The organism is Psychromonas sp. MB-3u-54 (assembly GCF_002836415.1).
In the GTDB taxonomy this organism is placed as follows: domain Bacteria; phylum Pseudomonadota; class Gammaproteobacteria; order Enterobacterales; family Psychromonadaceae; genus Psychromonas.
Genome location: NZ_PJBP01000118.1, coordinates 65190 through 78393, shown reverse-complemented (window position 1 = coordinate 78393; position 13204 = coordinate 65190). Strand labels below are relative to the sequence as shown.

The 13204-nt window shown below is 41.1% G+C and carries 10 protein-coding genes; 8 read left to right on the top strand and 2 right to left on the bottom strand.

Translation table 11 applies throughout. The features are described from left to right. Positions 1-204: 204 nt before the first annotated feature. Together CXF72_RS07395 and CXF72_RS07390 are read right to left on the bottom strand one after the other, a co-directional pair. On the bottom strand, positions 205-876 hold the full coding sequence (locus CXF72_RS07395) for a DUF3047 domain-containing protein (protein WP_101038202.1): 672 nt from the start codon (positions 874-876) through the stop codon (positions 205-207). Between the two features lie 263 nt (positions 877-1139). Further along, entirely contained in the window at positions 1140-1865 is a 726-nt protein-coding gene (locus tag CXF72_RS07390; protein ID WP_101038200.1) for a DNA replication terminus site-binding protein, read from the bottom strand. A gap of 150 nt (positions 1866-2015) precedes the next feature. Here CXF72_RS07390 and CXF72_RS07385 point away from each other — a divergent pair, with 150 nt between their 5' ends. The 8 genes from CXF72_RS07385 (at position 2016) to prpC (ending at position 13190) form a co-directional block, all read left to right on the top strand. Then, the gene (locus tag CXF72_RS07385; protein WP_101038198.1) at positions 2016-4913 is read left to right on the top strand and encodes a DUF748 domain-containing protein; all 2898 of its coding nucleotides are present in this window, start codon (positions 2016-2018) and stop codon (positions 4911-4913) included. 196 nt (positions 4914-5109) lie between these two features. After that, positions 5110-5916 (top strand): Cof-type HAD-IIB family hydrolase, encoded by an 807-nt coding sequence (locus CXF72_RS07380; protein ID WP_101038193.1) that lies wholly within the window; start codon positions 5110-5112, stop codon positions 5914-5916. Positions 5917-6561: 645 nt separating this feature from the next. Then, positions 6562-7539, top strand: coding sequence for a tripartite tricarboxylate transporter substrate binding protein (locus CXF72_RS07375; protein WP_101038191.1), 978 nt, complete (start codon positions 6562-6564; stop codon positions 7537-7539). 148 nt (positions 7540-7687) lie between these two features. Beyond that, the gene (locus tag CXF72_RS07370; protein ID WP_101038189.1) at positions 7688-8167 is read left to right on the top strand and encodes a tripartite tricarboxylate transporter TctB family protein; all 480 of its coding nucleotides are present in this window, start codon (positions 7688-7690) and stop codon (positions 8165-8167) included. A 10-nt stretch (positions 8168-8177) separates the two neighbouring features. After that, positions 8178-9707, top strand: coding sequence for a tripartite tricarboxylate transporter permease (locus CXF72_RS07365; protein ID WP_101038187.1), 1530 nt, complete (start codon positions 8178-8180; stop codon positions 9705-9707). A gap of 247 nt (positions 9708-9954) precedes the next feature. Then, the gene (locus CXF72_RS07360) at positions 9955-10647 is read left to right on the top strand and encodes a GntR family transcriptional regulator (RefSeq protein WP_101038184.1); all 693 of its coding nucleotides are present in this window, start codon (positions 9955-9957) and stop codon (positions 10645-10647) included. Between the two features lie 246 nt (positions 10648-10893). Then, positions 10894-11772, top strand: a complete 879-nt coding sequence (gene prpB / locus CXF72_RS07345; protein ID WP_101038182.1) for a methylisocitrate lyase — start codon at positions 10894-10896, stop codon at positions 11770-11772. 290 nt (positions 11773-12062) lie between these two features. Then, entirely contained in the window at positions 12063-13190 is a 1128-nt protein-coding gene (gene prpC, locus CXF72_RS07340) for a bifunctional 2-methylcitrate synthase/citrate synthase (protein ID WP_101038180.1), read from the top strand. Positions 13191-13204: the final 14 nt, after the last annotated feature.

Genomic DNA, 13204 nt, shown 5'->3' with positions numbered 1-13204 from the left:
AACAGGAATCAAACTAACTGTCATAAATGAATGATTAAAATACTATTTTTCTATTTTGGTTGTACCTGTGTATCGAAGTTGAGCATCGTAATGACTGCTTGGGAATTAAACCGGCAGCATGCTTGAAGATTTTTAGATGAATACTGTTTATATTGTTTTAAATTTTGCGCCCCAATAAAAGGGCTTCAATATATTCAGAATAGGTTACGGCTTTGCTGAAAAATAAATATCTCCATAATAAGTTGTTGCCCGTTGGCCAGCATTGTCACTGTCGGTCATCAGCGCAATACCGTCTATATAACGTACCTCTTTACCGACGAATTTTTTTAAATCTTCACGGACATTACGACTGTAGTGTAACCATTTACCTAAATTTTTTTCGCCTGATTCAACCGCCAACATGGTTGCATTAGCAGTAAAAGGATTCGCCCATACCTGGCCTTGTGTAAAATAAGATGACCAAACATAATTTAAAGCGCGGGTTTTCCAAAAGAACAAACCGCCATCAATAATCAGATAGATACGGGCAACAAAATCATCGCCCTGTTTTTTACTTTCATCTAGATTAGAATATAATTTATCGGTTCTCCAGGACCAATGCAGATACGGTGTTTTTTGCAGATCAATGCGTTTTTCCATAAATAAACCCGAAGCGGCATTATGACTCGTTGCTTTAAGTACCCTTTTTTTACTATTTTGATCGTCATTAACAATGTTGTATTCGGTTTTACCCGAAAATTCTTTAACTTCCCAGTTATTCAACTTACCTTCCGAAAAACTGCTTATATAAAAATCCTGGCTATCAGCTGCATTGCTATAGCAGCTGATAGTTAAAAATATCACCGTTAGGGTTGTTGAAAATATTTTTTTAAACATAGATTCCGCCTTTTGTTATGAGTTAATTTTTTTGACAGACCATTTTTATTTTTTAATTGCTGACGTTATATTAAATTCTATGCTTATACGTTGACTTTAACCTGCTGTAGGTTGGGTCTGTTTGGTGGAGCAAGTAACACCACTTCCGTAGGTTGGGTCTGTTTATGTTTTTGACCCTTTTCAAAGCAGCTGACTGTTATCTTAATACTTACAAAGTATTAAAGGGTTCCTGTAAAGTACTCACACGCTTCAGGAATAAAGCATCATTTATAACTGTACCTTATTGCCTGCTTCTTGCCGTTTTTGTTTAAGGCTAATAATTCGCTGTTTTCGGCTAAAAAGATAGGCAATGAATTATGCTTTTTGCGCACGATAGCTTTATCTTGGTCACTTTGATTGCGTAGGGTCGCTTTTGCCTTTGGAAAAAAAACCGTGCTTTGTTTATTATGTTTTTCCAGGCCAAAATAGATAGAGTCGACGGGGTCAGTAATATGTACTAAATGCCGGTATAATTCATTGGTCACAAAATGCGAAAACCCGCATATGCTATGTACAAAATAAAAACGTTTATCAGCCTGTTTTCTGACATCATTGTCTTTGATAGAAGTAATTATTTTTTTACATTTATCCTTAGCACTGTTGATCCGGGTGATATGCAAATCCAGCACCTCGACAGGTAAAGCGGTTTGAATAAATCCGGCTAATTTTTTAGTATCCTGCTCCGAGCCCTTTTGCAGTTCAAAACTTTTAATAAATTGTAAGGTTTCTTGAATCGCGCTTTGTGAAAAAAAACTTTCTACGACGAATTCTATCTGATCATCCGCACGGTCGATCAGAGAAAAAACCACCGATTGGCGCTGTTTATCCTTATCCTGCAGCAGGATAACTGCCGAGAAGTCGGTTAATGCCTGACGAACTTCCGCCACCGTCTTGAGTAAATTTTCTTTTAATTGATCACTGTTTTTAGTGAAGTAATATTCATTGTCCATAACCCACCCTTTGTGTAAATGTTCACTGTTTATTCATAGTAGGTTGGGTCTGTTTGTTTGTCCACGAAATTCTGGATATATCACTGATTCTAATGGATAATATTAGTTTTTCGTCGTTCTAAGCGAATAAACAGGATTAAGGTGAAATCAATGCAACAAATATTCAGCCGTTATTTTTATTGTTCTCCCCTATTTTGGGCCGTTTTATTGATAAGCAGTTATACAATAGGCGGTTTTATACTCCTACCTAAAGTCATTAACACTCAGCTGGTTAAACAGATTGAACTTAATTCAGGGTGGCAAACAGAGATAGGAAAAGTCGCTTTTAACCCTTATACTTTTACGCTGGTTATTGATAATGTGGCGATTAAAAATGCTCAAGGCGATCAGGTAGCCTCATTTAAGCAATACACTACCGATTTCGAACTGCGCTCTGCGATAGAAGGTGCATTTACATTTGCTAACGTAGAGCTTGTAGCCCCTTCTATCAATTTGGTTATTGATAAAAACGGTTTATCTAATTTCCAACAAGCATTCCAAACTCAAGCCGACAGTTTGGCAGAAGAGAGGTCTATTAAGCAGAGCGACAGTGCATTAGTAAAACTACTGTTCGATAATATTGCGGTGAGTAATGGGGTAATTAATATTGTTGATCATAGTCAGGTCAATACTATTGAGCATAGAATCGACCCGCTTAACTTCAAGCTGAAAAGCTTTTCTACCCGTACAAAAGATAGCGGTGATTATCAACTAAATATCGATCTTGGCAAGGGTCAAAGCATTGCATGGGCAGGCACTGTCGGCGTGGCGCCATTGCGCTCTTCGGGTTCAATCAGCATGGTGGGTATTAAGGCGCACAAATTGTGGGAATATGCACCCCAAGAAACCCCCTATAATTTACTGCATGGCATTGCACACGTTGATGCCAACTATCGTTTTAGAATGACAGATAATACCCCTGAATTTGATCTGTTTGATAGCATCATTCAGTTGCGCTCTCTGCAAATCGCCCGGCAACAGGACAGTTTTATTGATATAAAGGCAGTCAAAATAGGCCCTGTGGCTTTTAATTTGGCAAAGCAGACGTTACAAATAGAAGCGCTAGAAATCGATGCTATCGATTTGCAAGTCGAGCGGAATAAACAGGGAGAACTTACTTTCTTGGCCCCTTTTGCGCAGCACTCTGAACCAGTTGAAATTGAACCAGGCAGTACAGAAAGTGCTTCGGCTAATGATTTTAAATGGTCAATTGAGCATTTAAGAATCAATGACAGTCAGGTTAATATTACAGATAAACTCCCCAGTGTCGCCGCACAATTTTCTATTCATAAAATAAACCTGCAACTATCTGAATTAAATCAAGATCTGACACACGCCCTGCCTTTCAATGTTTCATACCGGGTTGACGACTCCGCTCCTAATAGCATTAAAGGTCAAGTCTCACCGGCCCCCTTTAATATAAAGGCCAGGGTCAATTTAAAAAACGTCGCATTAACTGCCCTGCAGCCTTACATCAATGATGTTGCGAAAGTCAATCTTGAGCAAGGTAAACTGTCAGTTGCAGGTGCGGTTTCAATCGCGCTTGATGCGCAGGGAGCGCTTCATGGTAATTTTGAGGGTGGCCTTAGTATTCAAAACTTTAATACTAGCGATCAGATACTTAAACAACGCTTAGTTGGCTGGCAGGCGTTAATAATAGATCCCGTCAAGGTTAACTTTAATCCCTTGTCTATCGTTATTGATAAAATAGATTTGCAGGCACCCTATAGCCGCATGATTATAACCCCAGAACGCAGTATTAATTTTGCACAGCTGATGATCGATCATAAAAGGGATCAACGGCCAATAGTGGAAAAAAACACACAAACCACCAGCAAAGATAAACAACCCCCATTAGCCTTAACCATCGGTGAAATAACCTTAAGCGATGGTAATGCCAATTTTGCAGATCTGTCTCTGATCCCTGCGTTTGCTACCAGTATCGAGAATATTAATGGTAAAATCAGTGGATTATCGGCAAATAATATTGAACAAGCGGCGGATGTCAATATTAGCGGTACGGTCAATGACTATGGCAAAATGTTAGTCGAGGGGGAAATTAGTCCTTTCGCGGGCGATCTCTATACCGATATTAATGTTAAATTTGATAAAATTGAACTGGCGACCCTGACCCCTTATTCCGGGCGCTACGCAGGTTATGTTATTGATAAGGGTAAACTGAGCCTGAATCTGAATTATAAGATTGCCCAACAAAAATTAATTGGTAAAAATCGGCTGATTTTGGATCAATTTGAACTGGGTACAAGTGTCGACAGTCAGGAGGCTTTAGATCTCCCCATCAAATTAGCTATCGCCCTGTTTAAAGACAGTAATGGCATCATTGATATTAGCCTTCAAACTCGAGGTGATCTGGACAACCCTGATTTTGATATGAAGGGTTTAATACTCAAGGCTTTCTTAAATGTGATGACTAAAGCGGTCACATCCCCTTTTTCAATGATAGCCGATTTAGCGGGAACAAATGATCAGCAACTTAATGCTATTGCATTTGATTTTGGGCATAAAAGTTTAACCACAACACAACAGAGTGATCTCGCGGCCCTTGCACAGATATTGATAAAGCGTCCGCAGCTCATTTTGGAAATTCATGCAGCTGTCGATAAAGAAAAGGATGGTTTTGCCTTAAAACAACAACAGTTAAATGACCAATTAGGATTTAATGAGGCTAATCAGGAACAACGAATAAAATCAATGCAAGACTTACTCGAAAGCTTGGCTGAGGCTGATAAAATAAAAGTTGAATTACTGGCTAAAACAGCAACGGCAGCTGAATATGAACAAGCTCTTTATAAGGCGCTGGTTAAGACCCAACCACTCTCAAGCTTAGCCTTAACGACATTAGCCAAACAACGTACCCGCATTATCCAGGAGCAATTAATCAAAAGGAATAAGGTACCTGCAAATCAAGTTTTTGTAGTTCGCCCATCCTTAGACGGTCACGCAGAGGAAAATAAGATTTTAACCTTTTTTTCCTTAAACACACAATAATGACACCTTCGATTTTATGTTATAAAGCGCATCAACTTCACCCTTGATGCGCCTGGAAAATAATTTTATGATTTAAAAAACAGCGCCTTTGTTGATTGATACACCTACTTTATGGCCTGTTTATTGTATAATATTTTTTGTTGCAGGAGCGACTGCAACGTTAATTTACTATCTAGAATAATTTGGAACCTTGTTAATGTATAAACTTGTTGTGTTAGATATGGATGGCACCCTATTAAATAGCCAAAAAGAGATTACTTCGAGAGTACGGACTGCCATTAATGCAGCAAAGGGCATCGGAATTAAAGTTGTACTGGCCTCCGGCCGCCCTATTGATGGAATGTTACCTGCATTAGAAGCCCTTGGTTTAAACACTAATGATGATTATGTACTGACCTGTAACGCATCATTGACTCTGAATGCAGGGTCTAAAGAAGTTATCCGCAGTGAGTTTTTAACGGGTCAGGATGCGCGCGACATATACCATTTGTCCGTTAAATTAGGCGTCAATACGCACGCATACTCTGCTAAACAGGGGTTAATCACCCCTAAAATAAGCAAATATACTGAGCATGAGGCCGACATCAATCAAATTGAAATTAATATCTGCGATTTCACAACGCTCGCCCCTGATGATGAAATGCTGAAAATCATGATGATTGATGAAGCAGAAGCACTCACGGCAGCGATTAACCGCTTACCTGATTCTTTCCAGGAAAAATACAGCATGGCACAAAGCGCTCCTTTCTTTTATGAATTTATGAGCAAAAAAAGCGGCAAAGCAAATGGTGTTGCAGCCCTTGCAGATTACCTTGGCCTTACCCATGAGGAAGTTATTTGTGTGGGTGATGCGGGTAATGATTTGGAGATGCTTCAATACGCCGGTTTAGGGATTGCAATGGCTAATGCCACCGAGGATGTGAAAGCCGTTGCTGATTACATCACTTTGAGTAACGATCAGGACGGTGTTGCACATGTTTTTGAAAAATTTGTCTTAGCCTAGACGGCGATTAAATACGGCCCAAGTTTGCAATAAATTCAGATTCAAACAGGCCTCATATCTACGGGCATAACAGCAGCGCAGATAACAATTAGATAAACAGAGTCTAATACCTAGGGCATAACAGCAACGCAGATAACAATTAGATAAACAGAGTCTAATATCTACGGGCATAACAGCAACGCAGATAACAATTAGATAAACAGGTTAAGACTTTCTCAGCAAATCCTAACCTGTTATTTTATGCACTTTTAATTCAAGCACCACCCTCATTAATCTAACCTTTATTCCTTATTACAATAACTATCCTCTGCGCTTTTTTACTCTGTACCTTGTTATTCTACAGATTGTTATCGGCTAATAATTATCCGCCTGATTGAACATAAATATGCGTTTAAGCATCCATGAACATTATGAACAAAATAGATTTAAAATATTCAATTTTCATTATTTGCTATTACTAGTCACGATCCCTTGTAAAGACTAATATCCTTGCAACCTGAATCCTTTTGAGAAGTTAATCTGATTAGGTTATTGATTTGTATATAACCCGGCCATGCACTGATACTTAATTTTGTATCTTAAAAACCCCCGGTTATAAACCCTTACAGTCATTACACTCTAAGTAAAAAATAAGGAATATTTATTATGCTCAATAATATTAAAAAATGTCTTTCCTATTCAATCATAGCGGCCAGTATTGCCACGCTATCAACGACGGCATTAGCCGCTGACCTAGCTGAATTACACTTTATCATCCCCGGGGGGGCAGGTGGAGGTTGGGACATGACCGCGCGTGGTACCGGTGATGTTTTAATGAAAGAAGACCTAGTTGATCAGGTATCGTTCCAGAACCTTTCCGGTGGCGGTGGTGGCAAGGCGATTGCCCATTTGATCGAAACAGCGGAACGTCAGGAAGATACTTTAATGGTTAACTCTACGCCAATTGTTATCCGTTCTCTGTCGGGAATTTTCCCAAATTCTTTCCGTGATTTAACGCCCGTGGCGTCAACTATTGCCGATTTTGGCGCAATGGTTGTTGCGGCGGATTCAAAATACACGGACTGGCAACAAGTTGTTGCCGATTTTAAAAAAGATCCTAAAGCCGTTAAAATTGGCGGTGGATCGGCACGCGGCAGTATGGATCATTTAGTGGCAGCAGCCGTATTCAAAGGTGAAGGTTTTGATCCTCGTCAAGTACGTTATATTGCCTATGATGCCGGTGGTAAAGCAATGGCAGGACTACTTTCCGGAGAAACACCTATTTTATCAACGGGTCTCGGTGAAGTATTAGAAATGTCCAAAAGTGGTCTGGTTCGTATTCTTGCGATCACTGCTCCTGAACGTCTAGCAGCTGCGCCAAATGTACCCACTTTAACTGAAATGGGCAACGAGACTGTCTTTGCTAACTGGCGTGGTTTCTTTGCAGCCCCCGGTGCAAGCAAAGAAAAACTAGCGGCATGGGATAAAGCCTTCACCGCCATGTATAAAACGGATCAATGGGCTACCGTTCGTGACCGTAATGGTTGGATTGACAACTATAAAGCAGATCAAGACTTCTACAAATTTTTAGAAGAGCAGGAAGAACAGATGGGCGACCTAATGCGTGAACTTGGGTTCTTATAATCGTCTAGTGAACATTTATCCGGCAGGGTATTAGTGATTCCATTAAAAACACTTTGCCGGACAACCCCAATCCCATTTTTATCAATAACCATTAACTAATAATTTCCTGCGATGGTTATTTCTCATTTTACAGACTCTGGAGTATTCCATGAAGTTAAATTCTGCTTCTCTATTATGTCGTGATCGTGTTGGAGGATTAATCTTTTTGATTTTTTGCTTAACCTACGGTTACCAGACATCCCTCATTCCCTCTTATCCTGGTGATGCATTCGCTCCCTTTACTGCCCGCACTTTGCCATGGATGTTAACCAGTGCCGGTGTTTTATTCTCACTGTTATTAATTGTGATGGCCCAGCCCGAAGAAAAAAGCGACGCAACGCTTGATTTTGATTGGCGGTTATTAATTACTTTTATCCTGCTAATGACGGCATACGGTTTTGGTTTAACCTGGGTTGGTTTTATCTTGGCAACCAGTTTATTTTTATTAGCCGGTTTTTGGGTGTTAGGCGAGCGCAGAAAATCAGTTTTATTTGGTGCTTCATTCCCATTCGTGACTGCTTTTTGGCTGTTGTTAACCAAAGGTCTGGACATATACCTTGAACCGGGTTACCTGTTCTTAAGTCTTTAGGAGATATTTTATGATAGATGGAATTTTAGCTGGCTTATACACAGTCATGTTACCAACCAACCTAATGATGGTCGTTATCGGCTGTTTTGTAGGCACCTTCATCGGTATGTTACCCGGTCTGGGCCCTATTTCAGCCATTGCTCTGATGATCCCTATTACCTATGGTTTAGAGCCTTCCTCGGGCATGATTTTGATGGCGGGTGTCTATTATGGCGCTGTCTTTGGCGGGTCGACCTCTTCAATATTAATTAACGCCCCGGGATGCTCCTCCACCGTGGTAACCGCTTTTGATGGTTACCCTATGGCCCAAAAAGGTCAGGCCGGCAAGGCTCTGGCGCTCGCCGCATACTCTTCATTTACCGGAGGCACCTTATCAGCGATAATGCTTTTAATCGCAGCACCCGCGTTAGCCAAGGTTTCCTTGAGTTTTCAGTCGACGGATTATTTTGCCTTAATGCTGGTCGGATTATCAGCGGTCGCCGCTTTTGCCGGTAAGGGACAGGTCCTTAAAGCCTGGATGATGACTATTTTAGGGTTAATACTGGCCACAGTAGGTATTGACAAAGGGATAGGCGTGCCACGTTTTACCTTTGGCTTGACCGACTTATTAGATGGCTTTAGCTTTTTATTACTGGCGATGGCAACCTTTGCATTAGGTGAAACCCTGATGGGTATTTTAAAACCCGCAGATACTTCAGCGACCGAACAAAGCTCAATTACAGATCTTGGCAGTATGAAAGTGACCAAAGAAGAATTTAAAGAATTAGCACCCGTTTCAATTCGCTCTTCTATTCTTGGTTTTTTTGTTGGTGTGCTTCCCGGTGCCGGCGCCACTATTGCTGCATTTTTAAGTTACGGCTTGGAACGAAATATTGCGCCCAAGGATAAACGTGAAGAGTTCGGTAAAGGCAGTATGCGCGGTTTAGTTGCACCGGAATCTGCCAATAATGCGGCATCAAGCGGTTCCTTTGTGCCACTGTTAACCCTGGGTATTCCAGGCTCTGGGACGACTGCGATTATGTTAGGCGCACTTATCTCATACGGTGTACAACCAGGCCCAAGACTTTACATCGACAATCCTGAAATTTTCTGGTCGGTTATCATCTCTATGTATGTCGGTAATATTGTATTGATGGTGTTAAATTTACCGTTGATTCCATATATATCCAAATTGCTTGCTGTGCCGAGAACCGTATTGTTACCGATGATCATCTTCTTTTCGATAACGGGTGTGTATCTGGTTTCCTTTAATACTATGGACGTCTTTATTATGATTGCGGTTGCGGTAATCGCCATATTTTTGCGTCTTGCTAGTTTTCCTCTGGCGCCTTTATTATTAGGCTTTATTTTAGGGGGGTTAATGGAAGAAAATCTGCGCCGATCCCTGATGCTAAGTGACGGCTCATTAAGCTTTTTATGGGAACGTCCGATCACATTAGGTTTCTCGCTTACTGCAGTATTAGTTATTGTCGCGCCAATACTGTTAACCCTCTTTAACAAATATCGTAATCGTCCACTGAAAATGCAGGAAAGCAACTAAACAACCGATTATGTTCCTATTTTATAAGCGCGTTAACATAGCAACTCCGTTATATAAAATTGTGACATAAAATAATCATCATAAAAAACAGCGCACCCGCGCTGTTTTTTTATCTGTAAAATTTGTGATCTTGGTGGGAAATTTTAGATTCAAACAATTAAAAAACCTTGATTGTCGACAATTAGGTTGATTTTAGCTAAATAAAAGGCAATTATAGACACCTGCCTCACAAATTGTAGACAACAAGATGAACCAGAGCATAGAAACCAAAGAACAAACAAAATCAGAAAACTTAACTGCACAGCTGATTGAAGCTATCGTAAGTGGTGAATATAGCCCCGGAAGCAAAATTTCAGAAACGGAACTTGCCCGTTTTTTTAATGTCAGTCGCGGTCCACTTCGTGAAGCCATGATGCGTATTGAGGCGCTTAATTTAGTTGAGCGAATTCCCCATGTAGGCACCCGGGTGGCAACCTTAAGCCCGGAAAAATTAATTGAAATTTATGCCGTAAGAGAAGCGCTGGAAGGAATGGCTGCAAACCTTGCCTGCAAAAATATTACCGATCAGGAAATTGCAGGTTTAGAAATGTTATTAGAGCAGCATCAAGAGCATATCGAACAGGTGGACGGCGCTTCCTATTTCCATCAGCAGGGTGATTTTGATTTTCATTATCAAATTATTAAAGCCAGTCGTAATAGCAAACTGATCAGTTTGTTGTGCGACGAGTTATATCACCTGCTGCGCATGTACCGTTATCAGTCACCCAGCACACAGTCACGCCCGACACACGCCCTCAACGAACATTTCCAGTTACTCACCGCGATCAAAGAGCGGGATGCTGAACTTGCAGAAATGTTAATGCGCCGGCACATCAAACGCAGCCGGGAATTAATCGAAAACCAACTGATAGAAGAAGGAAAAACTAATGACGCCGAGTAAAAAATTTAGACAAGCACTTATCAATAATAAACCGCTGCTGAAGTGTTAATGCGCTGGCATATCAAACGCAGCCGGGAATTAATTGAAAACCAACGGATAGAAGAAGGAAAAAACTAATGACGCCGAGTAAAAAATTCAGACAAGCACTTATCAACAATAAACCGCTGCTGAAGTGTTAATGCGCTGGCATATCAAACGCAGCCGGGAATTAATCGAAAACCAACGGATAGAAGAAGGAAAAAACTAATGACGCCAGGTAAAAAATTCAGACAAGCACTTATCAATAATAAACCGCTGCAGATAGTTGGTACCATCAATCCCTACTGCGCCATGATGGCAGAACAACTCGGTCATCAGGCAATTTATCTGTCCGGTGGAGGCGTCGCCAATGCTTCCTATGGTTTACCTGATTTGGGCATGACCTCATTAAACGATGTCATTGCTGATGTGCAGCGTATTACATCCGCCTCTGGTTTACCTTTATTGGTTGATATCGATACCGGATGGGGAGGTGCTTTTAATATTGCTAAAACGGTTCGTGATATGGAAAAAGCCGGCGCGGCGGCTGTACACATTGAAGATCAAGTGTCCCAAAAACGTTGCGGTCACCGCCCTAATAAAGAGATTGTTTCCACACAGGAAATGGCAGATCGGATCAAGGCGGCAGTGGATGCACGTATCGACAGCGACTTTTTTATTATGGCGCGCACCGACTCCTTCGCCCAGGAAGGCTTGGAATCGGCTATTGAACGCGCAAAAGCTTATGTGGCAGCCGGCGCTGACGGTATTTTTGCTGAAGCCATCAAAACTGAAGCGCACTACCGTGCATTCTCAAAAGCATTGGATGTGCCTATTCTTGCCAATATCACCGAATTTGGTGAAACCGAATTATGGAATAAGAAACAACTCGGCGAATGGGGCTGCGCAATGGTGCTCTACCCTCTTTCCGCTTTCAGAGCCATGAATAAAGCTGCTGAATCAGTTTATAAAAACATACTCGTCGAAGGTGACCAAAAAGCAGTGGTCGATACGATGCAGACACGTATGGAGTTATACAACTACCTCGGCTACCACGATTACGAGCAAAAACTTGACGAGTTATTTGCCGATCAAAAAAATAAGTAGCGTTGCTTATACCAAAATAATTAATTAAGTGATCAATGATTGCGAAGGAAAAATTAGCACTAACAAGACGTGAGTAGCATTCGATCATTATTCTCACTTCACAAAAATCGTCTGGAACGATTTTGAACAGCTTTAGCTGACCACGAAGTGGTGAAGAACAGGATGTTCTGAATAAAACTCACAACGCAGTTAGGGACGATTTTAACCAGCAAGGGTGATCACCTTTTTAGTTCTTTTGGTATTAAGTAAGCTTGGCAATAAATACAATTAAATAAAGATAAGGAAAGTATATGAGCGATAAAAAAACAAGCGGTGCAGGTCTTCGTGGTCAAAGTGCCGGTGAAACAAAATTATGTACCGTTGGACAATCCGGCAGTGGCTTAACTTATTGTGGTTATGATGTTGCCGATCTTGCCGAGAACGTTACTTTTGAAGAAGTTGCTTATTTGTTATTCCACGGAGAATTACCAACCCAGCAGCAGCTCGACAGTTATAAAACAGAACTCAATACAATGCGCGATTTACCACAAGCTTTAAAGGAGGTTTTAAAGCTTATTCCTGCCGAGTCACACCCGATGGATGTGATGCGAACGGGTTGTTCCTTTTTAGGTAATATCGAACCTGAGGCTGATTTTTCCGAGCAAATGCGGGCTTCAAATAGATTACTGGCCGCATTTCCTGCGATCATGTGCTACTGGTACAGATATTCTCACGATGGTGTCGAAATCGATTGTCAAACCGACCAGCCGACACTCGGCGGACACTTTCTTAAATTATTAAAGGGTGAAACAGCCTCGTTACAGCATCAGCGCGTGATGGATGTATCATTAATTTTATATGCCGAGCATGAGTTTAATGCCTCTACCTTTACGGCGCGTGTTTGTGCATCAACCTTATCGGATATGTTTTCCTGTACCACGGGTGCAATTGGTACGCTGCGTGGTCCATTACATGGCGGTGCCAATGAAGCAGCCATGGATATGATTCAAAAATTCACTTCACCAGAAGATGCTAAAGAGAAAATGGCATTAATGCTGGAACGCAAAGAAAAAATCATGGGCTTTGGCCATGCCATCTACAAAACCTCTGATCCGCGCAATATTATTATTAAAAAATGGTCAGAAAAACTGGCAAAAGAAAATGGTGACACTTCTTTATATGATATCTCGGTTGCCTGTGAAGAATTTATGTGGGATACCAAAAAATTATTTTGTAATGCCGATTTTTTCCACGCTTCAACTTATAACTACATGGGTATTCCAACCAAACTGTTCACCCCTATTTTTGTCTGTTCGCGCTTAACCGGTTGGGCTGCACATGTGATGGAACAGCGTGCCAATAACCGTATTATTCGTCCAAGTGCAGACTATACCGGTAGCGAACCGCGTAAAGTCATCACCATCTCCGAACGTCAATAATTGTCAGTAAGGCA